Below are 25,765 nucleotides of genomic sequence, written 5' to 3' on the forward strand. Positions count from 1 at the left end.
CGGTGTGGGCATGACCACACCTCGTGTGAGCCCGGGCGGCTTCGGCGATCTCGGACCGATCAACTGGATGGTGGTGCGCGCGATGTCGCTCGCGACCGGAACCGACAACGCGCACATCTTCGCGACGCTGGGACGAAGCAAGGGCCTGTTCCGAGGCTGGCTGCACTTCTCGTCGCGCATGATGCCCTTCGGCGAACTCTCCCGCCGGGAGACGGAGATGATCATCATCCGCGTGGCTCACCTGCGTGGATGCGACTACGAACTCGACCACCATCGCCGCCTCGGCGCCAAGGCCGGAATCAGCGCCGACGCCTTCGACCGCATCATCGAGGGCCCGGACGCCGAGTGGGGCGACCGTGAACGCAGCCTGCTGCTCGCCGTCGGAGAGATCGTCGCCGATCGGGATGTCTCCGATCAGACGTGGGACGCGCTTCGTCGCCACCTCACCGAACGCCAGGCGATCGCGTTCACGCTCCTCGTCGGACAGTACGACTCCCTGGCCACCACCATCGGTGTGCTCCGCGTGCAACGGGACACCTTCTGATGGTGTCCATCGCCCAGCGTTTGATGGCCGCCCCGGTGTTCTCGCAAGTGTACGAACGCGCGTGGCGACCGTTGTTCACGCGCGGATTCAGCCTCGGCGGTTCAGGGACCGCCGACTACGACCGCGCCCTCCGCGCACGTCTCGCCCAGCCAGGCGATCGTCACGTCCTCGACATCGCCTGCGGCCCCGGCAATTACAGCGGCGACGCGTCGAAGGGCCTGACGGGTGACGGCAGGTACGTCGGCGTCGACTTCTCGGCGTCGATGCTCGCACAAGCTGCACGGGACAATCGTGGCACCCGGGTGACGTACGTGAGGGGCGACGCTCACAGACTGCCGTTCCCGGACGACTCCTTCGACACCGTCCTCTGCCTGGCGGCGCTGTATCTGATTCCGGATCCACTGCCCGTGCTCGACGAGATGATGCGCGTCTGCGCGCCCGGCGGCGAGGTCATCGTTTTCACCTCCGTCGAGGCATCGATCGCTGCGCTTCCCGGAGCACGTCAGGTCGCGGGCCTGTCGGGCCTGCGGATCTTCGGGCGCGACGAACTGCTGATGCGGTTCTCACGACTAGGCGCCGTCCATCTGGAGCAGACGATCACCGGCGTCGGACAGTACATCCACGCTCACAAGGCGGGTGAGCCGCCACACGCTTGACCAAAGCAAGGGTTGCCTATTTAAATGAGAAAGTTCATTCAAACTATTCTCGGGAGGCACCATGTCCAGTTCCGAACTCCCCCTCGCCGCCCGCAAGGACGACGACATGCCCGGCCACTGGCTCCTCGCCCGCATGGGCAAACGCGTACTGCGTCCCGGCGGTCAGGAACTCACCGAACGCCTCCTCGATGACGCCCGTGTCACCGACGCCGACGTCGTGGAACTCGCACCCGGACTCGGCAAGACCGCCGTCGACATCTTGCACCGCAAGCCCGCCAGTTACATCGGAATCGAAGCCGACCCCCAAGCCGTCGACCTCACGGCCGACGCCATCGGGACGAGCGGCACGGTCCGGCTCGCCGAGGCGAACCAGACGGGACTCGACGCCCAATCGGCCGACGTCATGGTCGGCGAAGCCATGCTGACGATGCAGGGGGACCGCGGCAAGAACGAGATCGTCGCCGAGGCGTTCCGCGTCCTGCGACCGGGCGGCCGCTACGCGATCCACGAGCTGGCGCTGCACCCCGACACCCTCGACGACGCGGAGAAGACCGAGATCCGCAGGGCCCTCGCCAAGTCGATCAAGGTCAACGCCCGTCCCCTCACCGAAGCCGAATGGCGCGCACTCCTCGAAGAGGCCGGGTTCGTCATCGAAGAGGTCGGCTTCGCTCCGATGGCACTGCTGCAGCCGCGTCGCATGATCGCCGACGAAGGCGTGGCTCAGACCCTGCGCATCGTCTGGAACATCGCGGGCAACAGTGCGGCACGCGGGCGGATCCTGGCTATGCGCAAGGTGTTCCGCAAGTACCGCAAGGAGATGGCAGCCATCGAGATGATCGCAGTGAAGCCGTCATGAGCGACCACTTCACCTACCTTGACGGCCTGAACGCACCGGGTGACGCCGCCGGGGACCGCGCGACGGTGAAGCGTCTGCATCTCAGCGAGAGCGAGACGATCGTGCGGATCGCGTTCGCCGACGGCCAGGAGATGCGCGAACACGTGGCAGTCCACCCGATCGTCGTCATGGGCCAGTCGGGTGTCATTGACTTCACCGTCGAAGGCACAACCGTGCAGCTTCGACCCGGCACTGCGATCCGCGTGGACGCCCGCGTCCCCCATTCGCTGAAGGCCGTCGAGGCGGGGGCCGTCGCCCTCGTCGTCGTCCATGGAAAGTAGAAGTCGCCGGCGATGGCTGATGACAACGTGATCACCGCGAAACCACGGGAACGTGTTCGTGCTCTCCTCGCCGAGGCGGCGGACGGCCTCGACGCGCACGAAGTGGGCCGGGCCCTCGACGTCCACGTCACCACGGCTCGATTCCATTTGAAGAACCTCGTCGACGAGGGCACCGCTGTCACGGTTCAGTTGGCGCCCGAAGGCGTCGGACGACCACGAGTCGCCTACCGTATCGCGCCGCAGCCCGCCGCAGACGAACTCGGTTCGCTCCTCCTGATGCAGCTGGGCGCCACCGCGCAGCAGAGGGAGGACGCGGCCGCCGTCGCCGGCCACGACTGGGCACGTATGCATGCCGCGCCGCCGCAGGCGCTGCCGCCGGATCCCGTGATCGCCGTCGAGGCCGCCCTCACCCGCCTCGGGTTTCGTGTGACGGGAGCACTGTCAGAGTTCGGCCGTCACAGGGTGAACGTCTGCTCGTGCCCCCTGAAACATCTCGCGGGCACAGTTCCCGAGATCGCCCGCGGAGTGATCCGCGGCGCCGTCGAGGAATCGCTTGCGGCAGCGTCACCGATCCTCGACCGCACCTACGCCGTTCACGTGGAACCCGACGCAAGCGGCAACTGCTCACTGACGCTGATCCTCACCTGACCGGCCGACGCTGAGACCGTTGTCCGTGGACCTCGTGATGATCCACGGCGGAGCACCGACCGGGACGGCATGTCGGCGGCCGGGTGGTACGCACCGGGTTCGGTGCTGGCACACTTGTCAGTTCTGCCACGCATCCAGCCGACCACAGGGGAACGACCGACGATGACTGACGTGATCGGCAAGCCGCGCGACCGGGTGCGCGATCTGCTCGCCGAGTCGGAGTCGGGCCTTGACGCCCACGAGGTGGCGCGAGCGCTGAGCATCCACTCGACGACCGCCCGATTCCACCTGATCAACCTGGTCACCGACGGCGACGCCGTTACGGTCCAATTGCCGCCGGAAGGTGTCGGCCGCCCCCGCGTGGCGTATCGGATCGCACCGCCGGCGGCCGCCGCCCGTCTCACCCGATTGCTGTTGATGAGACTCGGGGACACACCCGAAGCACGAGAAGACGCCGCGTCCGACGTCGGACGCGAGTGGGCCCGGCAGCTCGCGCCGGCACCGCAGACGTCGCTTCCCGACCCCGTGATCGCCGTCGAGTCGACACTGACGAGACTGGGCGTGGAGGTGAGATCAGTGGCCTCCGAGCTCGGCCGCCATCTGCTGACAGTGTGCGCGTGCGAGCTCGACGACCTCGCGCCCGGACTGCCCGAAGTTGCGCGCGGAGCCCTCCGCGGAGCCGTGGACGAAGCTCTCCAAGGCGCAACCGACCTCCTGATCAGCGACGTCACCGCATCGATCGAGCCCGACCCCGACGGCGACTGCACACTGATCGTGGTGCTGTCCGGCTGACCGCTCCACTGTTCGTCGAGCACGGTTTCCGCTCGACGAACGGTGGCCGTCAGATGTCGCGGTAGTCGCGGACCGACATGCGGGCGCCGCGGCGCTCGGGCGCGGTCCCCGCGACTTCGCACAGTCGAACCACGCGGTACCGCTGCCCTCGGTACGGCTCGAGGAGTTCGAGCATGCGCGCGTCGTCGATTCTCTCCCCGATCAGCGTGGTCCCCACGATCGAGGGGGTGTGATAGTCGCCGACCGGCACCGCGTCGGGGTCTCCCAGCGCTCGGATTCGGGTATGGGCCGCAGTCCACGGCCCGATTCCCCGAAGCGCGGTCAGCGCGTCCGCGTGCCGCTCGACGTCGACCGCCGCAGCTGCTCGAATGGTCCGCATGCGTACGGGCTCGAGTCCGCTGCGATGCCAGTCGACTTCGGTGATGTCGCGCCACACCGACCGGGGCGGCGGGACCCGCATGTCCGGCGGCACGGGCCCGGGTGCGGGCACTCCGTAGCGTCGTAGCAGGTAGCGCCATCCGCGATATGCCTCACTGCCGACCACTTTCTGCTCCATGACGTTGCCGACGAGCGCTTCCCACACCCGGCCGCTGCGTCCGATGCGCAACCCGGGAGCACCAGAGACGAGTCTGCGAACAACCGGATCCACCGGCGTGAGGTCGTCCGGTTGATCGTTCACTCCGACCATGTCGGGTGCCGCCTCCAGGAGCCATTCCGCACCGGGTCCCCACGCCCGAGCGGTCATCGAGCCCCCGTGCGACACGACTGTGAGAGTTCCCGGACCGTCCGGTGTGTGCACTGCACGCCAGATCGACCCGTCGGGCGCCCGCCGGTACGCGGGATCGTGCGCGCCGCGTCGATGGACGCCGAGAATCGCATCGAGGTCGTACGGCTCGTCCACCGTCCACATACGTTCGCCAGTCATCGCCTGTCCATAGTGGCCGTACGCCGCGGCTACCGCCACCGCTTCGGCCGAGGCCTCCTACCTGGGACGTCTCGCTCGCTGCATGATCTCGGCACATCCGCTTTCAAATGTGACTTGACACACGATCGGGCAGCCTTCACAATTATTGACTGAGCCGCCAGTCAGTTGTTGACACTCCCCCGAATCAGTGAGGTGCACCACCCATGAACAGCCCGGTCCTGAACTCCCTCCACAACGGACTGTCCGTGTTCAGCACCCCCCGCTCGGTCGCCGTGGTCGGCGCGTCGTCGAACCGCACCAAGTGGGGCTACTGGCTGGCGGCCGGTGCAATCGCAGGGGCGCACCGACGCGACGTCCACCTCGTGAACGCACGCGGCGGCGACGTCCTCGGCCACGCCTGCGTCACCTCTCTCGCCGCCCTCGACGAGGCGCCCGAACTCGTCGCGTTGTGCGTCCCCGGACCGATGGTCGGCGCCGTTGTCGACGAGGCTCTCGCGATGGGCACCCGGGGCTTCCTCGGCATCACCGCGGGCATTGAGGACGAGGGCGAGATCGCCGAGCGCATCCGCGCCGCCGGCGCCCGCCTCGTCGGCGCCAACAGCCTCGGAATCTACGACGCCGCAGGCGAACTCGACCTCAGCTGGGGCAACTTCACCGCGGGTCCGATGGCGATCGTCTCCCAGTCGGGTCAGCTCGGCAGCGAACTCGCTCGCCTCGGCCAGCACAACGGCATCGGCGTTTCGCGCTTCGTGTCGATCGGCAACCAGACCGACGTGACAGCGGCCGAACTCCTCGCCGACCTCGTCGACCACGAAGCGACCCGCGTCGTGGTCGTCTACCTCGAATCGTTCACCGGCGGCGCCGAGCTGTTCGACTCGATCGCCGCACTGCGCGCCGCGGGCAAGCCCGTGATCCTGTTGACGGTCGGCGCCAGCGCCGCGGGCAGCCGCCTCGCCCGTTCGCACACCGGCTCGCTGACCGCACCCGTCGACATCGTCGACGCGGCGTGCCGCGCGGCAGGCGTCCTGCGGGCTCAGTCGCCCGGCGAGGTGATCGACGTGGCGCGCAGTGTGATCGCGGGTGCCGCGCCCGCGGGCCGTCGCACGGTGATCGTCGGCGACAGCGGCGGTCAGTGCGGCATCGCGGCCGACCAGGCGGCCGCGCACGGACTGTCCGTCCCGCCGCTCGGCGACGTGGCCGACGCTGCCCTCACTGATCTGCTTCCCGCGGGCGCGGCCACGTCGAACCCCGTCGACCTGGCGGGCGCCGGAGAAGCCGACCTCGCCAACTACGTGAACGCCGTCGCCCTCGCACTGGCCGATCCCGATGTCGACTCCGCGGTGCTCACCGGGTACTTCGGTTGCTACGGCGCCGACAACCCCGGCCTGATGGACGACGAGCTCGCCCTCGCCCAGCGGCTCGCGGACGCCGCACGCACCGCGGGCAAGCCGCTGTACGTGCACTCCATGGAGGCCGCCGGACCCGTCGCCGATGCCCTGTGGGCAGCAGGCGTCCCCACCTTCGGGACTGTCGAACCGTTGCTGCGCGCTCTGTCGGGCACCGCCGTCTACCGCGAGCCCGCCCGCGACGTCGCGGTCGCGCCGTCCGCCGGTGTGGCTCCCGCCGCGGGGTACTGGAACGCCCGCGCTCTGCTGCTCGACGAAGGCGTGTCGTTCCCCGCGGGCACCGTCGTCACCACCGTGGACGAAGCGGTCACCGCGGCGGCCGATCTCACCGCCCCGCTCGTCCTCAAAGCCGCATGGCTCGAGCACAAGAGCGAGGTCGGCGGCGTGAAGGTCGGACTGACCCGCGACGACGTGGCGGCGGTGTTCACCGACATGCACACCCGACTCGGCGACGGCGACTACGTGCTGGAACAGATGGACACCCGCCCGGACGGAGTCGAGGTCCTGATCGGCTGCCAGCGGCACCCCGACCTCGGAGTCACCGTCACCGTCGGAACCGGCGGCGTGGCGACCGAGGTGTACGCCGACGTCGTCATGGAATCGGCTCCCGTCGACGCTGCGACCGCGACCGACATGATCTCGCGCCTGCGGGCTCACAAACTGCTCGCAGGATGGCGCGGCAAGCCCGCCACCGACGTCGCGGCTCTGGCCGATGTCGTCGCCGCCGTGTCTCGCCTGGCGGCAAGCGATTCGCGGATCACCGAGATCGAGCTGAACCCCGTGCGCGTGGCCCCCGACGGCGTCCTCGCCCTCGACGCGCTCATCGTCACCGACAACTGACCAGCATTCACCCAGGAAGGACAAGCACATGACCGCCACCACGACAGTCGCCCTGTGGCAGCGCGACGCGGCGCTCATCGACGGCGCATGGCGCACCGTGGCCGAGACCGTCGACGTCCACGCCCCCGCGACAGGCGCCACGATCGGCACCTCGGCGTCATCCACCGCGATCGACGTCGACGACGCAGTCGCCGCCGCGCGCGCCGCACTCCCTGCGTGGAGCACCGCATCGCCGGAGGCACGCGCCGACGTCCTGGACGCGCTGGTCGCCGAGCTGCGCAACCGGCGCGACGATCTTGTCGCCGCGACCGTCGCCGAGGTCGGTGCCCCGGTCGCCGTGGCCCGCGAGGCCCACATCGACCTCGGCATCGAGATCATGGCCGACTTCGCAGGCCTGGCCCGGACCTTCGAATGGCAGACGACGATCGGAAACTCACGCGTCCTGCGTCGGGCGGCCGGTGTCGTCGCCGCCATCACGCCGTGGAATTACCCGTTCTATCAGCTGGTCGCGAAGGCGGGCGCCGCTCTCGCCGCGGGCTGCCCGATCGTGGTGAAGCCCGCGGAGCTGACTCCCCTGTCGACATACCTCTTCGCCGATGCGGCCGTGGCCGCAGGCGTTCCGGCCGGTGTGTTCTCCCTGGTTCCCGGCGCCGGACGCGTGGTGGGTTCGGCTCTCGCCGAGCACCCCGGCGTCGACGTCGTGTCGTTCACCGGCTCCACCGGCGTCGGCAAGACCATCGCCGTGGCTGCCGCCCAGAACATCAAACGCGCATGCCTCGAACTCGGCGGCAAGTCGGCCAGCGTGATCCTCGACGACGCGGACCTGGACGAGGCGGTCCGCACGAGCGTCGCCGCGGGCCTGTTGAACTCAGGTCAGACGTGCAGCGCCTGGTCCCGACTGCTGGTCCCCCGCAGCCGGTACGAGGACGCCTTGACGATCGCCGCCGACGCCGTCGCCGCCATGCGCGTCGGCGACCCCACCGACGAGTCCACCGACCTCGGACCCGTCATCTCCGCCGCCCAGCGCGCATCGATCGTCTCCGCGATCGACGGCGCCCTCACCCGAGGCGCCCGCCTCGTGTGCGGCGGCCCCGATCCCCTGCCGGAGTTCCCGGGAGGACACTTCGTCGCACCCACCGTCCTCGCCGACCTGCAGGCCGACGACCCGGCGGTTCGCGACGAGATCTTCGGTCCGGTCATCGTCGTGCTTCCGCACGACGGCGACGACCACGCCGTGACACTCGCCAACGACAGCGAGTACGGCCTCGCCGGGGCCGTCTGGTCCGGCGACACCGACCGCGCGATCGCTGTGGCGTCGCGCATCGACACCGGTCAGGTGGACGTGAACGGCGCGCCGTTCAATCCGCGTGCACCGTTCGGCGGCTGGAAGGCCTCCGGACTCGGCCGAGAACTCGGTCCCGTCGGACTCGAAGAGTTCACCGAGATCACCAGCATCCAGTTGTAGCCCCTCCCTCGAGCACCTCCAGAAAGGCATCCCATGAGCACCGTGAACATCCCCGCATTCCCGTTGACCGACGAGCAGAAGCAGATCATCGAGCTCTGCCACGATTTCGCGGAGAAGGAGATCCGCCCGCGCGGCCGTGAGGTCGACGAGGCCGACACCGTGACCCCGGTCGACATCTTCCGCAAGGCCGCGCAGGTCGGCATCGCCGACTTCATGATCCCCACCGAGTACGGCGGCGGCGGCATGACCGACGTCTTCACCCAGTGCCTCGTTCAGGAGGAGCTGTGCTGGGGCGATCCCGGCATCGGCAACCTCGTCTGCTCGAACGGCTTCTTCTCCGACCCGCTCATGGTCCTCGGCACCGAGGAGCAGAAGCGCAAGTGGCTGCCGCCGACCACCGGCCCAGACGCGATCATGACCTCGCTGGCCACCACCGAGCCCGGCTCCGGTTCGGACGCGGCGTCGATCATCACCACCGCCACCAAGGTCGACGGCGGATACAAGATCAACGGCCAGAAGGCGTGGATCTCCAACGCGGGCGCCGCTGAGCAGTACGTCGTCTTCGCCAAGACCGACAAGACCAAGCGGTCGGCCGGCGTCACCGCCTTCATGTTCAAGAAGGACACCCCCGGCGTCTCGTTCGGCGAGCCGATGAAGAAGATGGGCCAGCGCGCCATCGTCTGCCGCGAGGTGTTCTTCGACGACATGTTCGTGCCCGACGAGGATCGTCTCGGTGAAGAGGGCCAGGGCTTCTACGGCCTCATGGGCACCTTCGACATCTCGCGCGTGGTCCTCGGCGCCGCCGCCGTCGGCGCAGCACGCGCAGCGTACGAGTACGCCCTGAACTACGCCCGCGAGCGCAAGCAGTTCGGTGTCCCGATCATCGAGCACCAGGCCGTCGCGTTCCGTCTCGCCGAGATGGCGACCCGCATCGAGTCGGCCCGTCTGCTGGTCCACCACGCCGCCCGCGTGATCGACAGCGGCCAGCGCGCCACCGGTCTCGCCGCGATGTGCAAGCTGCAGGCGTCCGAGACCGCCATGTTCGTCACCCACGCGGCCGTCCAGACGCTCGGCGGCTGGGGCTACTCCCGCGAGTTCCCCGTCGAGCAGTGGATGCGCGACGTGAAGCTCGAGGAGATCGAAGAAGGCACCTCGGACATCATGAAGCTCGTCATCTCGCGCAACCTCGACTGATCACACGGCACGAAGAACCGCGGTGTCGCCGTCCGGCGGCGCCGCGGTTCATTTTCTTGATCGGCGCACCGATCATCTTGGGTAGGGTCGGATTCATCGACGACGGCTCGATTGAGGAGTAACCAGTGGCACGTCCCAGTGTGGAGGCCGAGCGCCGCGAGCAGATCCTGTCCGCGGCGTGCGAAGTGATCGCCGACCGCGGCATGCAGTCGTTGCGTCTCTCCGACGTCGCCAAGAAGGCCGGCGTGTCGTCCGGCACCGTGCACTACTACTTCGACACGAAGCGCGACGTGATCAACGCTGCGTTCGAGCTGAACTACGAGCGGTCCATCGAAGGACGTCGTGCGATGCTCGCAGGCGATCAGACTGACTCCCTGGCAACCCTGCGGGCGCTGGCACACAGCAATCTGCCCGTGACCGAGGCATCGATCCGCGCATGGCGCGTGTGGGCCGAGCTGTGGGCCGAGGGCATGCGGGACGAGACTCTTCAAGAGATCAACGCCCGACTGTACGGACAGTGGCGCGATCTCGTGCGCGATCTAGTCGCCCACGGCCAGGAGCGCGGTCAGATCATCGAGGGCGACGCCGACGTGTTCGCCGACGTTCTCGTGTCGATGATCGACGGCATGAGCATCCAGAACCTCATGCACTCCCCCGAGATGCCTCTCGACCGGATGATCGCGCGCATCGACTCCTACCTCGACGCGATCACCGCCTGATCCCGACCAACGACCTTTCGACTCACTCCGTTCGCTCAAGGAGCAGAAAGGCTTTCCGTTCGCTCAAGGACAGGTCGTCCCACTACTCGTTGAGCGAGCGGAGTCACCACCTCTCCTTGAGCGAACGAAGTCCCCATTGATCGTTGAGCAGACGAAGTCCCCACTGCTCGTTGAGCGAACGAAGTGAGTCGAAGCGTGCCGCCTACGCGCGGCGGTCGAGGATCTCCTGCGCAGCTCGCTGCCCAGACGCGATCGCTCCGTCGATGTATCCGTTCCAGACACTCGACGTCTCCGACCCCGCCCAGTGGATGCGACCGGTGGGACGTCGCCATCCCTTCTCTCCGTACGCCGTCCACGCGCCCGGTGTCGGGTTGGCCGCGTACGCGCCGCGGATCCACGGATCGATCGACCAGATCTTTTCGACGTAGTCGATCGGTTCCTGCGCGCGTGCGCCGAACAGTTCAGTGAGCGTGGCCAGAATCGACGCCCGTCGCGCGTCGGCGTCGAGCGTCGCCCACGGGTCCACGCGACGACCGTAAACGAACCCGACGAGCACACCCGAGCTCGCGTCATCGGGAGAGTTGTCGAAGACGACGCCGGTCTCCCGCTCGTCATAGATTGTCGCCTGACCGCTGAGTCCCTCCGCACGCCAGAACGGCACCGGATACGTCACGTGGACCTTCGCGACGTCACCCATCACACTCCGATCGACGAACCTCGCCTTCGCCGGCGGCAGCGGCGGGTCGAACCGGAGCGCTCCTGCAGCCTGCGGAGGCAGAGTGACGATCAGCCGGTCGGCCCGCACGACGCCTTCAGTCGTCTCGATGAGCACACCGTCCTCGTGAACGACCACTCGATCCGCTCGGTGACCGAGACGGACCCGATCACCGAGGTACGCTGCCGCGGCGATCGCCGGCGCCTGAGCGCCACCGACGAACCGGGAGTCCTGCGCGCATCCGTCGGTCTCCATCAGTTCGTCGAAGCTGCCCGCGGCTGCGATGTAGAAGAGGAAGTGAAGCATCGAGACATGCCCCGGCTCGCATGCCCAGACACCTTCCACCGCAAGAGCGAAACGGCGACGCGCGCCTTCGTTCGGCACCTCGCGGCGTAGGTACGACGCGACGGACTCGTCGTCGAGCAGATCCGCTCCGGGCGACCCCGGAGGATTCTGCAGATCGATGGTCGACGCAAGCGCGTCGAGCACTGTGATGTGCTCCTCGTACTCATGCAGCCCGTCACCTTCGTCCGGACCCGCACCGCGGTAGCGATTCACTCGACTGTCCGCCCAGATCTCTAGGTGATCACCGGCCCAGTAGGTCGGGAACGTCTCGACACCGAATCGATTCGCGAGCGCGAGCAACCTAGTCTGCGTGGGGCCCACCCACTGGCCGCCGTGGTCAACAACGACGCCCGTGGGTCGGACCTCCGACAGCGTGCGCCCACCGACTCGGTCCGAACCTTCCAGAACGATCGCCTCGACACCTGCGTCGACGAGACTCAGCGCCGCTGACAGACCTGCATAGCCTGCGCCGATGATTGCGACTTCGACCTTGCCGGAGAGCTCTGCCTGAACGCTTTCGGAATGTGACATGGGCCCCATCGTCGCATTAACTGACGGACCAGTCAATCAAATTCGTGATCTGGATCCAGTCTTGACAAGCATGTGAGGTGAGGCACAAAGTATTTTAACTGGTTCGTCAGTCAGAAAGGCCGTCCATGCCAACCGATGCATTCGACACCGAGCTCGAGCGCCGCCTCAAACTCTTGGAGTCCCCTGAGGACAACGGGATGATCCTCCCCGACCTTCCGCTGCGCGACATCGTGCTGTGCGCGGTCGGACTTGCAGCCGGCACCCTTCTCCTCCTCTGGTGGTGCCTCTGATGCGCTCTCGAAAAGCCGTCACCGAGGACACTGTCATCACCGAGAACCAGCCCGACGTCGACGACGCGACTCTGAACGAGCTGCCGTTGACTCGACGGGAGCGCATCTGGGGATTCTGGGACTACTCAGTCGTGAACATCGGCCTCGCCGTCGCAACCTGGGCGTTCCTGCAGGGCGCGGCGGTCGCGTACTACGTCGGCGCGAAGCAGGCCATTGCGACGATCGCGATCGGTTACGGAATCGCCGTCTTCTTCGTAGCGTTGGCACCGTGCCTGCCCTCGGCCAAGTACGGGGTGGAGCAATTCATCGGGCTGCGCAGTGTTTTCGGCAGCGTCGGCGCCCGAGTGGTCATGGTCTTCATGTCCACTCTGCTCGCAGCCGCGTGGTCCGCCGTCCTCGCAATCATGCTCGGCCACGGAATGGTCAACGCACTCAGTCACATGTTCGGGTGGCAACTGTCAGATTCGAGCACGGCGCTGTCGATCATCGCGGTCGGCGCCGTCGTGGTCTCGTGGCTCATCCTGTCGCGGGGCCCGGTCTCGGTCGAACGCGTCTGTCAGGTGATCGCACCGCTGCTCATCCTGATCATCATCGCGATCCTCATCATGGTGCTGCGCCGCGACACCTGGGACCACATCGCGTCCCTCGCACCGCTCGAACCGGCGGAGGACTCACACGTCAGTTTCATGCTGGCCATCGAGATCAACATCGCTGGAGGGTTCGCGTGGTGGCCGAACATGGGCAATCTCGCACGTCTCACAAGGACGTCTCGGTCTGCCTTCTGGCCGAACTTCCTCGGCATCTTCGGCGCGTCCGTCGTCGCAGCGGTGGTCGGCGTCTTCGCAGCACTGACCCTCAAGTTGGAAGACCCGACGGAGTGGATGATCCCTCTCATCGGCAGCACATTCGGCGTGCTTGCGCTCTTCGTCGTCGCGCTCGCGAACATCACCGCCATCCTGTCCCAGGGCTACGCCTCGATGGTCGCCCTCCGCGGCGGCGGAGGCCGACTCCTGCGCGGTATCTCCTGGCCAGTGCTCATCACCGTGATCCTCGGCCCAGCCGTGATCCTCGTCTTCTTCCCCCAGGCGGTCTACGACAACTACAGCCAGTTCCTGTCGTGGGGCGCACTGTTCCTCGCGCCGCTGTGCGGGGTCCAGATCGTCGACTACTTCGTCCTGCGGCGGGGTTGCCTGGATGTCCGCCAGCTCTACGCTGACACGCGGGACTCGGGATACGGCTATTGGCGCGGCGTGAACATCTGCGCCTTCGCATCGGTCGGACTCGGCGTTCTGGTGTACTGCATGCTCCTCAACCCGATCACGTACGAGCCGGCGAGCATCTTCAAGTACACGACGGCGTCTGTACCGTCATTCATCGTCGCAGGGCTGACGCACTACGTCCTGACACGCGCGGTGGTGATCCCGGCCGGGCTCGGGCTCTACTCGCCCGCGGTCCGGACCTCCACTGCCGACGTGTGACCTGAGCACATCCTCACGCGAAAGGCCCGGAACCTCATGACGAGGTTCCGGGCGTTGACGTTTTGAGCTGACCAGACCGACGGCTCCCGGGAGCAGATCAGCGGCGAGCGACCTTTCGACTCACTCCGTTCGCTCAAGGAGCAGGGAAACACCCCGCCTCACTCAAGGAGCAGGGAAACACCCCGCCTCATTCAGTGAGTCGAAGCGCGCCCGCAAGACTCCGCCCACTGCTCGTTGAGCGAACGAAGTGAGTCGAAGCGTGCCGCCGGGTACACGAAAGGCCCGGAACCCGCCGGGCGGCGGGTTCCGGGCCTTCTGCTCGAGCGGGGATCAGACAGCGGGCTCGCGCACGTAGATCAGCGTCGGACGATCGGCGGCGAACGCCTCACGAACGGCCGGGCCGACCTCCGCATACGACGCGGCGTCGACACCGTGACAGCCCAGGGCCCGAGCGACACCGGCGAAGTCCGGCGTCGGAAGGTCCACCGCGATCGGCGTCTCGTCCCGGTCCACCATCTCGTTGCGGATCTCTCCATATCCGCCGTTGTCGACGACCACCACGGGCAGGGCGATTCCCGCCTGGGCCGCGGTTGCGAGCTCGGGCAGCGAGAACATCACGCCGCCGTCGCCGATCACCGCGACCACCTGTCGACCGGGCGTCGACACCATCGCACCGATGCCCGCGGGAAGCGAGTACCCGAGGGTGCCGAGACCCGACGGGTACATGAACGACCGCGGCGCGTAGCGCGGCAAGTTGCCCATCAGGCCGTAGTAGCACGACATCGTCTGATCGGCGACGATCACGGCGTCGTCGTCGAGGACCTCCGCGAGCGACTCGGCGAGTCCGACGTACGCCGCACCGATGGTGCGTGCGTCCTCGATGAGCCTGGGACGCCACGCGGCCGCGCGGTCGGCGCCGCTGTCAGCCCTGCCGGTCACCGGGGCGAGCCGCTCGGTGAGATCGGCGAGGACCGCCGCGGCGTCGCCGACCACTGCCACCTCGGGGATCGCGTTGGTCGCGACCGCAAGCGGATCGATGTCGATGCGAACCAGACGGGTCGCAGGCATCGGGCCCCACCACCAGTCGGCCGGCGCCAGTTCGGTGCCGACGGCGACGACGACATCGCAGTCGCGGACCAGATCGAGAGTCACCTCGAGCGGCACACCCGCGCCCAGTGCCAGCGGGTGGTCCTCACGGACGACCGCCTTGCCGTTGGCCGTCGTGACGACCGGCGCGTCGAACTTCTCGGCGAAAGCCAACACTTCCGCGGTGGCACGGCTCGCGCCGCCGCCCGCAACGATCAACGGGCGCTGCGCGGACGCGATCACCTCGGCTGCAGCGGCGACGACCGACTCCGCCGGGACGATCGACGGCACGACGACCGGAGCCTCCGCCACGACCTCTGCCTGCGCTTCGAGCAGGTCGAGCGGGATCTCCAGGTATGCCGGACGCGGACGCCCCGTGGTCATCGCGGCGAAGCACTGCGCGACGGCGTGCGGGATCTCCGCGACGCTGGTCACGCGCTGCGCGTGGGCGACGACTGCCGACATCGCGTCGATCTGGCTGCGCACCTCGTGCAACAGGCCGTTGTATCCGCTCGGATGATCCGACGGCATGCCGGGCGCGATGAACAGGACCGGAACCGAGTCCGAGTACGCCTGCGCCGCAGCAGCCGATGCGTTGAGGATCGCCGGGCCGGTGGTCGTCACGACTACGCCCGGTCGGCCGGACAGTCGTGCATAGCCGTCGGCCGCGTAGCCCGCTCCCTGCTCGTGGCGGGGAGTGACGTGCTTGATCGACGACGCCTCGAGCGCGGCGTAGATCGCGAGGTTGTGCGTGCCGGGGATGCCGAAGACGGTGTCGACACCGTGAGCGACCAGCGCGTCGACGACGGCGCCGCCTCCCGAGCGGAGAACACTAGCTGACATGGATATCTGAACTCTCTGTTGAAGTCGAGACGGGGAAGCCGGCTCAGTAGATCGGGAACTCGTCGGAGATAGCGGCCAACTTGCGGGAGGCCATCTCGAACGCGGCGGCGCGGAGAGAGACTCCCTCGGCGTCGGCGATGTCGAACATCTCGTCGCTCAGCGCGGTGATGCGGCTGTTGATCTTGACGAACGACTGCTCGGGAGAACCGTCGACGTCGCCGAAGAAGACCCACCACCACCAGGCGTTGGTCGCCGAATTGGCGACGAAGTCGGGCGAGACCTCGATGCCGCGCGCTCGGAGGAGTTCCTCGGCTTCCGGAGTGACTGGCATGTTCGCGGCTTCGACCACGAGGCGGGCGCGGATCTGATCCTGGTTGCCGTCGTTGATGCAGTACGAGATGGCGGCGGGGACGAGCACGTCGGCGTCGATCGAGAGCCATTCCGACGAGTCCAGGCAGCGGTCGCCGTCGCGGAGCTTGGTGCGGTCGACGTTGCCCTTGGCGCTGCGCGTGAGGAGCAGTTCTTCCACGTCGAGGCCGGCTTCGTTGTAGACCACGCCTTCGACGTCGACGATGCCCACGACACGGACGCCGACCTCGGCGAGGTAACGAGCCGTCGCGCCGCCCATCGAGCCGAAGCCCTGGATCACCGCGGTGGTGTCGGCGGGCGCCATGTCGCGACGGGCCATCGCGGCGAGGGCGGCCTTGGCCACGCCGTAGCCGCCGACCAACTCGTCGAGGCTCACGCCGTCGACGACGCTGTTGAACGCCGTGGCCATGCGGCCGCGCGCGGCTTCGGGATCGTCGACGACCCGCTCGGCGGCCTGAATCGAGCTGCGAAGTCCCACCTCGGGGAGGAGGCGGTCGATGGTGGTCTGTTGGACGCCGAAGTCTTCGCCCATGGTCCACCGGGTGTCGATGATCGGTGCAGTGGCCTGCAGGAAGCGGCGGAGGACGCCGTCCGCCTCGGGGCTGTACGGATCGAAGTCGATTCCGCCTTTGGCGCCGCCGAGCGGAACGTAGCGGGCTCCGGGCTCGTAGTGGACGCCCTCCTTGAGGGTCATGCCGCGAGCCAGGCCGCGCACCTCGTCGAGGGTGCAGCCGGCGCGCATGCGCAGACCGCCGGAGGAGACACCGCGCACCAGCTGGTCGATGACCACATAGCCGGTGGCGTCACTCTCGGTGTCGTGCCAGACGATCTCGAAGAAGGCGTTGTCGTCGCGAGCGCCTGCGGAGGCGTCGATCGCATTGGGGAGTGTCAGGGACATGTATCGCTCCTGGGCGTGACGGGGGTCGACGGTGACGTCGACTCGGAACAGTTCGTGACTGCATGGAACCAACGCTTGACTGAGTACTTAGTCAGTATGGCACCGATCACAGCGGCGACGCAACCCCTTCGTCGAGACGACGTCAGATGCCGAGTTCGCGGCTCAACGCCACCTGAGTCCAGTCGCGGATCTGCGCGACGGTGACGGTGTCGTCGAACACCACGTGCTGAACCGCTAGGCCGTCGAGCATCGAGGTGAGGCGCCACGTTGCGGCGACCGGATCGGGACAGGTGAAGACACCCTGCTCAACGCCCTCGTCGATGATGCCGACGATCACCGCGCGCCACCCCTCATCGAGATCGTGAACCACCCGACGGAGCGTCGGGTCGCGCAGACTCGCCGACCACGCCTGCACCCAGAGACGCCACCCGAACTCCGATCCGGAGGGGCCGTATTCGCGAAGCATCGTGTGCAACCGCTCGGTCACGTCCGACGAGGACGCGGCCAGCGCCGCGTCCCGATGCTCGATGTCCCGATTGGCGGCGTAGGTCAGAGCCTCGACGATCAACGTCTCCAGATTGTCGAAGTGGTAGAACACCAGTCCGACGCTGACGCCGACCCGCTTGGCCACGTCGGCGCCGCGGACACGATCGATCCCACCCTCCTTGATCATGTCGAGGGTCGCCCTGAGGATCCCTTCGCGCCGCTCGGCGGAGTCTCTCGTCATACGTGCCACGCAGGCAATGCTACGGGCCCGATATGCGCAGCCACGAAATGTGACACCCGGCAAGCCTTGACAAACATGTGACCGCCATCGCATTCTCTAATAGCTGACTGAGTACATAGTCAGCTACTTGCGTAGTTGCCCGACCACATCGAACGTGCACGGCCCCCGCATACACTTCAGGAGACATCCCCGTGTCCATAGCCCCGACGGCCGGTTCAGACGAACCGGCGACTCCCTCCCCGAGCTCACCTGTGAACGAACCGTTCTACACGCCCGAAGGTCCAGCCCTCAAACGCGTCATGAAGAGCCGCCACCTCTTCATGATCACCCTCGCCGGCGTGATCGGCACCGGCCTGTTTCTCGGAACAGGCGAGGTCATCAGCTCCGCCGGCCCCGGTGGAACAATCGTCGCGTACATCGTCGGCGGCGTCCTCCTCTACCTGACGATGGTCTGCCTCGGCGAGATGTCCGCGGTCATGCCCGTCAGCGGTTCGTTCCAGGCGCACGCCACCAAGTACATCGGTCCCGGCACCGGCTTCACCATCGGCTGGGTGTACTGGATCAGCTGGGCCTCGTTCATCGGCCTCGAGTTCACTGCCGCCGGCATCACCATGAAGTTCTGGTTCCCGGACACCCCGACGTGGGTGTGGTCCGCCGTCTTCATCGCCGTGCTGTTCCTCGTGAACTGCTTCACCGCCCGGTCGTTCGCCGAAACCGAGTACGCGCTGGCCGCCATCAAGGTCCTCGCCGTCGGCACCTTCATCGTCCTCGGCCTCCTGGCCATCTTCGGCGTCATCAAGATGGACGGCATCCAGGCTCCCGGCCTCACCAACTTCACTGCACACGGCGGGTTCTTCCCGGTCGGGTTCGGCGCCGTCTTCGCCGCCATGATGACCGTCGTCTACACCTTCATGGGCTCCGAAGTGATGGGCGTCGTCGCAGGCGAGACTGAGAATCCGCGCAAGGCGATCCCGAAGGCCGTCCGCACCATCGTCTTCCGCCTGGTGTTCCTCTACCTGGGCTCGATCCTCATCCTGATCGCCCTCATCCCGTGGGAGCAGCTCGGCCTCGACGAGAGTCCGTTCGTCACCGTCTTCAAGGCCATCGGCATCCCCTACGCCGCGGGCATCATGAACTTCGTCATCCTGGTGGCCATCCTGTCGGTCGGCAACACCGGCCTCTACATGTGCACGCGCATCCTGTGGTCCCTCGCGCAGGAGAAGGCCGCACCCCGCGTCTTCGGCGTCACCACCAAGCGCGGCATCCCTGTGTGGGGCCTGCTCTTCACACTGTTGTTCGGCCTGCTGTCGCTCATGACCGAGTTCGTGGCCGCGGACACCGTGTTCGTATTCCTGATCTCCGTCAGCGGTGTCGGCGGCGCCCTGTGCTGGATGACGATCGCCCTGTCGCAGTACCGGTTCCGTCGGCAGTACGTGAAGAACGGCGGCGACGTGAAGGATCTCCCCTACGCCGCTCCGATGTTCCCGCTGACCCCGATACTCGTGATTCTCATGAACGGCGTCGTGTTCGTGTCCATGGCGTTCGACGCCACCCAACGACTGTCGTTGATCCTCGGACTCGGCTGCGTGCCCGTGTTCTACGCGATCTACCACTGGGGCATCAAGCCGCGCATCGCGGACCGCGCAACCGCGGACGCGAAGCAGTGAACGCTGCGCCCACATCCGTCGCCGTCGTCGGCGCCGGGATGGTCGGCCTGTCCACAGCGTGGTTCCTCCAGGATCACGGAGTCGACGTGACAGTCGTCGACTCCGTCGGCCCGGCGGCAGGCGCCTCCTGGGGCAACGCCGGATGGATCACCCCGACGCTCTCCACTCCGCTCACCGATCCGTCGATGCTGACCTACGGACTTCGCAGCCTGCTCAGCCCGACGTCGCCGTTGTACATCCCGCCGCGGCCCGACCCGAAGCTCTTCGGGTTCCTCGCCCGGATGGCGCGCAACAGCACCACCGCTCGGTGGAAGGCCGGGGTGCGCGCTCTCGCCGAGATCAACCGGGAGGCCCTCGACGCATTCGACGCGATGGCCGACGGCGGCGTCGACGGCCCCATCGAGGCCGCAGACGACTTCCTGTTCGCCTACACCGACCCGGCAGGGCCGCAGGGCATGGTCGACGAGGGACGGAAGATCACCTCGCTCGGCCAGCAGGTCGACATCGACCTCATCTCGGCCGACGAGGCCCGCGCCCGCGCGCCCATGCTGACCGAGAAGATTCGCGGTGCGTTGATGCTCCGCGGCCAGCGGTTCTTGAACCCGCCGGATTACGTCGCCGCTGTCGCCGACTCGTTCGTCGCCCGTGGGGGCACTCTCCGCACCGGGACCACGATCACCAGCGTCGACGATCGTGGTGTGCGAGTCCGGATCGCCGGACCGACGATGGACGAGTCGTTCGACTCGGTCGTCGTGGCGACCGGCGTCGGACTCCCCGCCCTCACCAAGCAGTACGGCGTCACCACCCGCGTCCGTGCAGGTCGCGGCTACAGCTTCGCAGTGGACGTCGACGACCTGCCCCCGGGTCCGGTGTACTTCCCGGGGTCGTCCGTGGTCTGCACTCCGCTCGGCGACCGCATGCGGATCGCCGGGATGATGGAGTTCGGTCGACATGGAGATCCCGTCGACCAGCGCCGTATCGGGGCGATCGTCGAATCGGTCCGTCCCCTGCTGCGGGGTGTATCGCTCGACGACCGTCGCGAGGAATGGGTCGGTTCACGGCCGTGCACACAGGACGGTCTGCCGATCGTCGGCCGCACCCGCTCGCCCCGGGTGTTCGTCGCGGGCGGCCACGCGATGGAGGGCATGACCCTCGGTCCGGCCACTGGCCGCCTCCTCGCGGAGACCATCTGCACGGGAGTCACCCCCTCGGCGCTCGCAGGATTCGATCCCCTCCGCTGACCTTCCCCTGCGCATCGCAGCGAACGCTTCCTCTGCCACACCGCAGCGGACGCTTCCTCTGCTCCTTGAGCGAGCGAAGCGAGTCGAAAGGCTATTGCGGCAACACCTTTCGACTCGCGAGCTCGCTCAAGGAGCAGGGGGGTTCTGCAGGCGATGCCTACAGGTTGATCATGTGACCGATCGCGCCGTGGAAGGTCTCCTGCAGCGCCTCACTCATCGTCGGATGCGTGTGGACGTTGCGGGCGAGTTCCTTGGCGGTCAGGTCCCACTTCTGCGCGAGAGTGAGCTCGGGCAGCATCTCGGAGACGTTGTCGCCGACCAGGTGACCGCCGATCAGTTCGTCGTTGGTCCCGTCGGTGATCAGCTTGACGAAGCCTGCCGGCGCGGCGAGGCCCTGCGCCTTGCCGTTGGCGCTGAACGGGAACTTGGTGACCTTGACGTCATACCCTTCGGCCTTGGCCTGCTCCTCGGTGAGACCGAACGACGCGACCTGCGGCTGGCAGAACGTGGCGCGCGGCATCATGCGGTAGTCGCCGAGCGTCATGGTCTCAGCTCCGGCCATCGTCTCGGCGGCGACCACGCCCTGGGCCTCGGCGACGTGCGCGAGCTGCAGCTTCGCGGTCACATCGCCGATCGCGTAGATACCTTCGACGTTGGTGCGCATGTGGTCGTCGATCGCGATGGCGCCGCGGTCGGTCAGTGCCACGCCGGTGGTCTCGAGACCGAAGCCCTCGACTCGCGGCGCGAAGCCGACGGACATGAGGACCTTGTCGACGGTCAGGCTGCCGTCATTGCCCTTGGCGTCCTTGTATGTGACGACGACCTGGCTGCCCTGATCGTCCACGGTCTGGACGCCGGTGCCGGTCATGATCTTCACGCCGAGCTTCTTGTACGCCTTCGTCATCTCCTTGGAGACATCGGCGTCTTCGTTCGGGAGGATGCGCGGCATGAACTCGACGATGGTGACGTCGACGCCGTAGTTGGCGAGGACGTAGCCGAACTCCATGCCGATCGCGCCCGCGCCGACGATGACGATCGACTTCGGGAGGTCGCGGGTGAGGATCTGCGTCTCGTAGGTGACGACGTTCTCGCTGAGCTCCACGCCCGGCAGGAGGCGGACAGTGGAACCTGTGTCGATGATGACGTTGTCGAACGTGATCTCGCGGTCGCCGACCTTGATGGTCTTGGCGTCGGTGAACACGCCGTAGCCGTCGATCTCGGTGATGCCGTTCTTCTTCATGAGGAAGTGGACGCCCTTGACGATGCCGTCGGACACCTGGCGGGAGCGGTCGAAGGCGGCGCCGAAGTCGAACGACACCTCTCCGCTGATCCCGAAGGTCTTGGCTTCGTGATTGAAGACGTGAGCGAGTTCAGCGTTGCGGAGCAGCGCCTTGGAGGGGATGCATCCGACGTTCAGACAGACACCGCCCCACCACTTCTCTTCGATGACGGCGGTCTTCATGCCCAGCTGGGCGGACCGGATCGCGGCCACGTACCCACCGGGGCCGGCTCCCAGGACAACTGTTTGAAAATGTTCAGCCACGGCGTCCAGCCTAACGCGCATCGACCAGTCGCGTCGTCGCTCCACCGAGGAACTTTCAATCAATGATTGAAACGTTGATTGAAACGTGATGTACTGCACCTCATGGCCACTGACGTGACACGTACCCGACTGCTCGACGCGGCCGAGCGAATCCTCGAGAGCACACCGTACGAGCAGCTCAAAGTACGTGCGGTGTGCTCTGAGGCCGGAGTGAACCCGGCGGCAGTCCACTACCACTTCGGTTCACGTGAGGGATTGGTCACCACCCTGCTGCAGGAGCGTCTCGGGCCGGTCTGGGCCGACCCTCTCACCGAGCTGAGCACTCGAGACACCTCCGTCGGGGAGATCGTCGACAGGATTCTCGAACCGGTGACGCGCCTGGCCGAGGATCCCGCACTGGCCCGACACCTCCGATTGCTCGGAAGGTTCGTCCTCACGCACGGTGACCTCGACTGGACCGACACCTGGTTCCGCACCGAGGTGTGGGTGGCGCTCCTGCGACGAGTCGTCGACGTCGACGAGGCCACCGCGCGACGTCGGTGGCGGTTCGCCTTCACCGTCTTGATCACCGAACTGTCCAACCCCACACCGGTGAGCACCGCGACAGTCGCCGCACTCGCCGACTTCCTGACCGCGGGCCTGTCCGGCCCCGCCCCCACTTCGACCGAAGGACCCCGATGACCCTCGACCTCTCCACCGTCGACCCGTTCGCACCGGCGCAGCTCGGCCCGATCACCCCGCGCAACAGGCTGATCAAGTGCGCGACCTTCGAAGGGCGCACACCCGACGCCCTGGTGACCGACGAACTGATCGAGTTCCATCGCGAGACCGCTGCGGGCGGGGTCGGCATCAGCACGGTCGCGTACTGCGCTGTAGCGCCGGAGGGGCGGACCGACAGGCATCAGATCCTGATGGTCCCCGAAGCGGCCGACGGCCTGCGACGTCTCACCGACGCCATCCACTCCGAGGGCGCTCTCGCCGCGGCACAGCTCGGCCACGCGGGTCCCGTCGCGAACTCCATCTCCAACCGGGCCAAGGCCCTCGGACCCGGCCGCATCCCGGCGCCGATGGGCATGTCGGCCACGGCGAAGGTCGACGCCGACGACATCAAACGCGTCACGCAGAACTTCGTCGACGCCGCCCGCCTCGCCGTCGACTGCGGGTTCGACGCACTCGAGGTGCACTGCGGCCACAACTACCTGATCAGCTCGTTCCTGTCCCCGCTGCTGAATCACCGCCGCGACGGATACGGCGGCTCGGTGGTCAATCGAGCACGTCTGGCCCGTGAAGTCCTCGAAGCCGTGCGCGGCGCCGTCGGCGACGAAGCCGCGGTCTGGGCCAAGTTGAACATGTTCGACGGCGTCGGCAAACCCGGCCGCGACCGAGGCGGCCGCCCCTGGAGCGGTTTCAACGTCGACCAGGCATGCGAGACGGCTCAGCTCTTCGAAGCCGACGGCTTCATCGACGCCATCGAGCCGACGGCGGGCAGCTCACTGCTCAACCCGATGTACCTGTTCCACGGGAAACCGCCGCTGGCCGAGTTCGCCGACGCCATGAAGGGACCCATCCGAACCGGCATGAAGGCTGTCGGCCCGGTGTTCTTGAAGCACTACCCCTATCGGGACGCCTACCTGCTCCCACTGGCCGCAGAGCTCCGCAAGTCGGTGTCGCTCCCGCTGATCCTTCTCGGCGGAATCACCGATCGCGCCTCGATGCAGACGGCGCTCGACTCCGGATTCGAGTTCGTCGCGATGGGACGCGCACTGCTCCGCGAGCCAGATCTGCCGCTGCGGATCCAGGAGGACGCGTCGACGGTTTCGCGCTGTGTGCACTGCAATCTGTGCATGCCGACGATCTACTCCGAGACCCGTTGCCCCATCCGCGAAGGAGAGGTGCCAGACACCTTCTCACCTGCGTGAACCTCCTGTTCGCGGGGCCGGACGGTCGATAGCGGGTTTCCCATCGTCGAACAGACATGCTAGGTGTGGATGTAGTCCGTTCGGAGTACACGCTCCGTCTGTCAACCGTCCCCCGAGGACCGTCAGGAAGTGGTAACCGCCGTGCCGTGCGCGGCCGCGAGACCTGAGTCCACCTGACCCGGAGACATCGACTCCTCGAGCACGAATCGACGAACCAGAATGACAGACTCGCCGTCCACCAAGGACTTCGAAGCACCACCGGCCACCATGGTCCGCAAAGCGATCGCCGCATCCGCGATCGGCAATGCGACCGAGTGGTACGACTACGGCGTCTACGCCGCCACCACCACATATCTGACCCAAGCGTTCTTTCCCGGAGCGTGGGGAACGACGGGCACGATGCTCGGTTTCGCGGTCTCGTTCCTTCTCCGACCGCTCGGCGGTTTCGTGTGGGGGCCGATCGGCGACAAGGTGGGACGCAAGCACGTCCTCGCATTGACGATCCTGCTGATCTCCCTTGCCACCGCATTGATCGGCCTGCTTCCGACGCACGCGTCGATCGGTGTCTGGGCGCCCGCCCTCCTCATCCTGCTTCGTGTGATTCAGGGATTCTCGACAGGCGGCGAATACGGCGGGGCCGCGACGTTCATGGCCGAGTACGCGCCCGATCGCAAGCGCGGCCGTTTCGGCAGTTTCCTCGAGTTCGGCACGATGGCGGGCCTCTCGGCCGGCACCGCGTTCGTCCTGCTGTTGAACTCTATCCTCGACGAGGACCAGATGGCATCGTGGGGTTGGCGCATTCCGTTCCTCGTCGCCCTCCCGCTCGGCCTCGTCGGCCTCTACCTGCGGTCGCAGTTGGACGATCCACCGGTCTTCGCCGAAGTGGATCGCAAGCGCAAGCGCGAACCGTCGGGCCTCGAACTCTTGAAGACGGCGATCGTCGGCTACTGGCGCCCGATCCTCATCATGTTCGGCATGGTCGTGGCGTTGAACGTCGCCAACTACACACTGCTCGCCTACCAACCCGACTATTTGAAGAACACGATCGGGCTGTCGGAGTCGGGCGGTTCGTGGGTGGTCCTCATCGGCCAGGTCCTCATGATGCTGATGATCCCCGTGTTCGGCCGCTGGTCGGACTCGACGGGCCGCAAACCCATGTGGTGGGCGTCGCTGATCGGTCTGTTCGTGTTCGCGTTGCCGATGTACTGGCTGATGGGGCAGGGTTTCGCGTGGGCGATCGTCGGCTTCGTGGTGCTCGGACTGCTCTACATCCCGCAGCTGGCGACCATCTCGGCGACGTTCCCCGCCATGTTCCCGACCCACGTTCGCTACGCGGGTTTTGCGATCTCGTACAACGTGTCGACGGCCGCCTTCGGTGGCACCGCTCCCCTGGTGAACGACTGGGTGGTCGGCGACACCGGCTGGCACCTCTTCCCCGCCGCGTACATGATGGCCGCCTGTGTGATCGGAATGGTCGCCCTGTACTTCCTGAAGGAGACTGCGGGAGCCTCCCTCCGCGGCACCAAGACCCCCAGCGCGGAGCCCGACGCTGAGGTCGACGACGTCCCGGAGCCCGCCCTCCCCTCCCGCTGACCCCTGCTCCTAATCGCGCTAGGAGCAACAGCGGAGGCAGGCGGGGGCGATTCGCCTCGGAGCCCTCCGCAGCGAGCGAGCCGCTAGGCGAGCCCGCGAGGACTGCCGAGGAGGCGAATCGACCCCGCCTGCCGACCCCACCGGCCGAACCGCCC

The 25,765-nt window shown here is 67.0% G+C and carries 23 protein-coding genes; 17 read left to right on the forward strand and 6 right to left on the reverse strand.

Annotated elements, in window-relative coordinates:
* Nucleotides 1-10: 10 nt before the first annotated feature.
* The 6 genes from WFK36_RS20240 to WFK36_RS20265 all read left to right on the forward strand — a co-directional run bounded on the left by WFK36_RS20240 (nucleotide 11) and on the right by WFK36_RS20265 (nucleotide 3,816).
* On the forward strand, nucleotides 11-544 hold the full coding sequence (locus WFK36_RS20240; protein WP_008380522.1) for a carboxymuconolactone decarboxylase family protein: 534 nt from the start codon (nucleotides 11-13) through the stop codon (nucleotides 542-544).
* Nucleotides 544-1,200 carry a class I SAM-dependent methyltransferase gene (locus WFK36_RS20245; protein ID WP_336793843.1) on the forward strand — a complete coding sequence of 219 codons (657 nt, stop codon included), beginning with the start codon at nucleotides 544-546 and terminating at the stop codon, nucleotides 1,198-1,200. Before WFK36_RS20240 ends, WFK36_RS20245 begins: the two co-directional genes overlap by 1 nt.
* Before the next feature lie 61 nt (nucleotides 1,201-1,261).
* Entirely contained in the window at nucleotides 1,262-2,056 is a 795-nt protein-coding gene (locus WFK36_RS20250) for a class I SAM-dependent methyltransferase (protein WP_336793845.1), read from the forward strand.
* Entirely contained in the window at nucleotides 2,053-2,376 is a 324-nt protein-coding gene (locus WFK36_RS20255) for a cupin domain-containing protein (RefSeq protein ID WP_008380517.1), read from the forward strand. Before WFK36_RS20250 ends, WFK36_RS20255 begins: the two co-directional genes overlap by 4 nt.
* A gap of 12 nt (nucleotides 2,377-2,388) precedes the next feature.
* Nucleotides 2,389-3,024, forward strand: a complete 636-nt coding sequence (locus tag WFK36_RS20260) for a helix-turn-helix domain-containing protein (protein ID WP_336793848.1) — start codon at nucleotides 2,389-2,391, stop codon at nucleotides 3,022-3,024.
* A gap of 162 nt (nucleotides 3,025-3,186) precedes the next feature.
* Complete coding sequence (locus tag WFK36_RS20265) at nucleotides 3,187-3,816, forward strand: helix-turn-helix domain-containing protein (protein WP_336793850.1); 630 nt, start codon at nucleotides 3,187-3,189, stop codon at nucleotides 3,814-3,816.
* A 49-nt stretch (nucleotides 3,817-3,865) separates the two neighbouring features.
* Here WFK36_RS20265 and WFK36_RS20270 read toward each other — a convergent pair whose 3' ends face one another.
* The gene (locus WFK36_RS20270; protein WP_336793852.1) at nucleotides 3,866-4,741 is read right to left on the reverse strand and encodes a DNA-3-methyladenine glycosylase family protein; all 876 of its coding nucleotides are present in this window, start codon (nucleotides 4,739-4,741) and stop codon (nucleotides 3,866-3,868) included.
* Nucleotides 4,742-4,944: 203 nt separating this feature from the next.
* Between WFK36_RS20270 and WFK36_RS20275 the strand changes: the two genes are divergently transcribed.
* From WFK36_RS20275 to WFK36_RS20290, 4 genes are all read left to right on the forward strand, one after another.
* A complete protein-coding gene (locus WFK36_RS20275; protein WP_336793854.1) occupies nucleotides 4,945-6,987 on the forward strand; it encodes an acetate--CoA ligase family protein in 2,043 nt (680 codons plus the stop codon).
* A gap of 28 nt (nucleotides 6,988-7,015) precedes the next feature.
* A complete protein-coding gene (locus WFK36_RS20280) occupies nucleotides 7,016-8,452 on the forward strand; it encodes an aldehyde dehydrogenase family protein (RefSeq protein WP_336793856.1) in 1,437 nt (478 codons plus the stop codon).
* A gap of 33 nt (nucleotides 8,453-8,485) precedes the next feature.
* Complete coding sequence (locus WFK36_RS20285; RefSeq protein WP_008380509.1) at nucleotides 8,486-9,646, forward strand: acyl-CoA dehydrogenase family protein; 1,161 nt, start codon at nucleotides 8,486-8,488, stop codon at nucleotides 9,644-9,646.
* Between the two features lie 125 nt (nucleotides 9,647-9,771).
* Complete coding sequence (locus WFK36_RS20290) at nucleotides 9,772-10,365, forward strand: TetR/AcrR family transcriptional regulator (protein WP_336793858.1); 594 nt, start codon at nucleotides 9,772-9,774, stop codon at nucleotides 10,363-10,365.
* Nucleotides 10,366-10,567: 202 nt separating this feature from the next.
* Here WFK36_RS20290 and WFK36_RS20295 read toward each other — a convergent pair whose 3' ends face one another.
* Entirely contained in the window at nucleotides 10,568-11,956 is a 1,389-nt protein-coding gene (locus WFK36_RS20295) for a flavin monoamine oxidase family protein (protein ID WP_336793860.1), read from the reverse strand.
* A gap of 125 nt (nucleotides 11,957-12,081) precedes the next feature.
* Here WFK36_RS20295 and WFK36_RS20300 point away from each other — a divergent pair, with 125 nt between their 5' ends.
* Together WFK36_RS20300 and WFK36_RS20305 are read left to right on the forward strand one after the other, a co-directional pair.
* Complete coding sequence (locus WFK36_RS20300) at nucleotides 12,082-12,246, forward strand: hypothetical protein (RefSeq protein WP_336793862.1); 165 nt, start codon at nucleotides 12,082-12,084, stop codon at nucleotides 12,244-12,246.
* Nucleotides 12,246-13,724 carry a cytosine permease gene (locus WFK36_RS20305; protein WP_336793864.1) on the forward strand — a complete coding sequence of 493 codons (1,479 nt, stop codon included), beginning with the start codon at nucleotides 12,246-12,248 and terminating at the stop codon, nucleotides 13,722-13,724. The genes WFK36_RS20300 and WFK36_RS20305 overlap by 1 nt, the downstream gene beginning before the upstream one ends.
* A 330-nt stretch (nucleotides 13,725-14,054) precedes the next feature.
* Here WFK36_RS20305 and WFK36_RS20310 read toward each other — a convergent pair whose 3' ends face one another.
* The 3 genes from WFK36_RS20310 to WFK36_RS20320 form a co-directional block, all read right to left on the reverse strand.
* Nucleotides 14,055-15,653 (reverse strand): thiamine pyrophosphate-binding protein, encoded by a 1,599-nt coding sequence (locus WFK36_RS20310; RefSeq protein ID WP_336793865.1) that lies wholly within the window; start codon nucleotides 15,651-15,653, stop codon nucleotides 14,055-14,057.
* Between the two features lie 43 nt (nucleotides 15,654-15,696).
* Nucleotides 15,697-16,920 carry a Glu/Leu/Phe/Val dehydrogenase dimerization domain-containing protein gene (locus WFK36_RS20315; RefSeq protein ID WP_336793866.1) on the reverse strand — a complete coding sequence of 408 codons (1,224 nt, stop codon included), beginning with the start codon at nucleotides 16,918-16,920 and terminating at the stop codon, nucleotides 15,697-15,699.
* A 142-nt stretch (nucleotides 16,921-17,062) separates the two neighbouring features.
* Nucleotides 17,063-17,647, reverse strand: a complete 585-nt coding sequence (locus WFK36_RS20320; RefSeq protein WP_336794066.1) for a TetR/AcrR family transcriptional regulator — start codon at nucleotides 17,645-17,647, stop codon at nucleotides 17,063-17,065.
* 299 nt (nucleotides 17,648-17,946) lie between these two features.
* On the opposite strand from WFK36_RS20320, the gene WFK36_RS20325 reads away from it, so the two are divergent.
* On the forward strand, nucleotides 17,947-19,314 hold the full coding sequence (locus tag WFK36_RS20325) for an amino acid permease (protein WP_336793867.1): 1,368 nt from the start codon (nucleotides 17,947-17,949) through the stop codon (nucleotides 19,312-19,314).
* A complete protein-coding gene (locus WFK36_RS20330; RefSeq protein ID WP_336793868.1) occupies nucleotides 19,311-20,555 on the forward strand; it encodes an NAD(P)/FAD-dependent oxidoreductase in 1,245 nt (414 codons plus the stop codon). Before WFK36_RS20325 ends, WFK36_RS20330 begins: the two co-directional genes overlap by 4 nt.
* Before the next feature lie 157 nt (nucleotides 20,556-20,712).
* On the opposite strand, the gene lpdA is transcribed toward WFK36_RS20330, so the two are convergent.
* Nucleotides 20,713-22,098: a dihydrolipoyl dehydrogenase gene (gene lpdA / locus WFK36_RS20335; protein ID WP_008380492.1), complete on the reverse strand. Its 1,386-nt coding sequence runs from the start codon at nucleotides 22,096-22,098 to the stop codon at nucleotides 20,713-20,715.
* Nucleotides 22,099-22,200: 102 nt separating this feature from the next.
* On the opposite strand from lpdA, the gene WFK36_RS20340 reads away from it, so the two are divergent.
* The 3 genes from WFK36_RS20340 to WFK36_RS20350 all read left to right on the forward strand — a co-directional run bounded on the left by WFK36_RS20340 (nucleotide 22,201) and on the right by WFK36_RS20350 (nucleotide 25,610).
* Nucleotides 22,201-22,779, forward strand: a complete 579-nt coding sequence (locus tag WFK36_RS20340; protein WP_008380491.1) for a TetR/AcrR family transcriptional regulator — start codon at nucleotides 22,201-22,203, stop codon at nucleotides 22,777-22,779.
* The gene (locus tag WFK36_RS20345) at nucleotides 22,776-24,017 is read left to right on the forward strand and encodes an NADH:flavin oxidoreductase (protein ID WP_336793869.1); all 1,242 of its coding nucleotides are present in this window, start codon (nucleotides 22,776-22,778) and stop codon (nucleotides 24,015-24,017) included. Before WFK36_RS20340 ends, WFK36_RS20345 begins: the two co-directional genes overlap by 4 nt.
* A 219-nt stretch (nucleotides 24,018-24,236) precedes the next feature.
* Nucleotides 24,237-25,610: an MFS transporter gene (locus WFK36_RS20350; RefSeq protein WP_336793871.1), complete on the forward strand. Its 1,374-nt coding sequence runs from the start codon at nucleotides 24,237-24,239 to the stop codon at nucleotides 25,608-25,610.
* Nucleotides 25,611-25,765: the final 155 nt, after the last annotated feature.

It is taken from the genome of Gordonia malaquae, assembly GCF_037148075.1.
Taxonomy (GTDB): Bacteria; Actinomycetota; Actinomycetes; order Mycobacteriales; family Mycobacteriaceae; genus Gordonia; species Gordonia malaquae.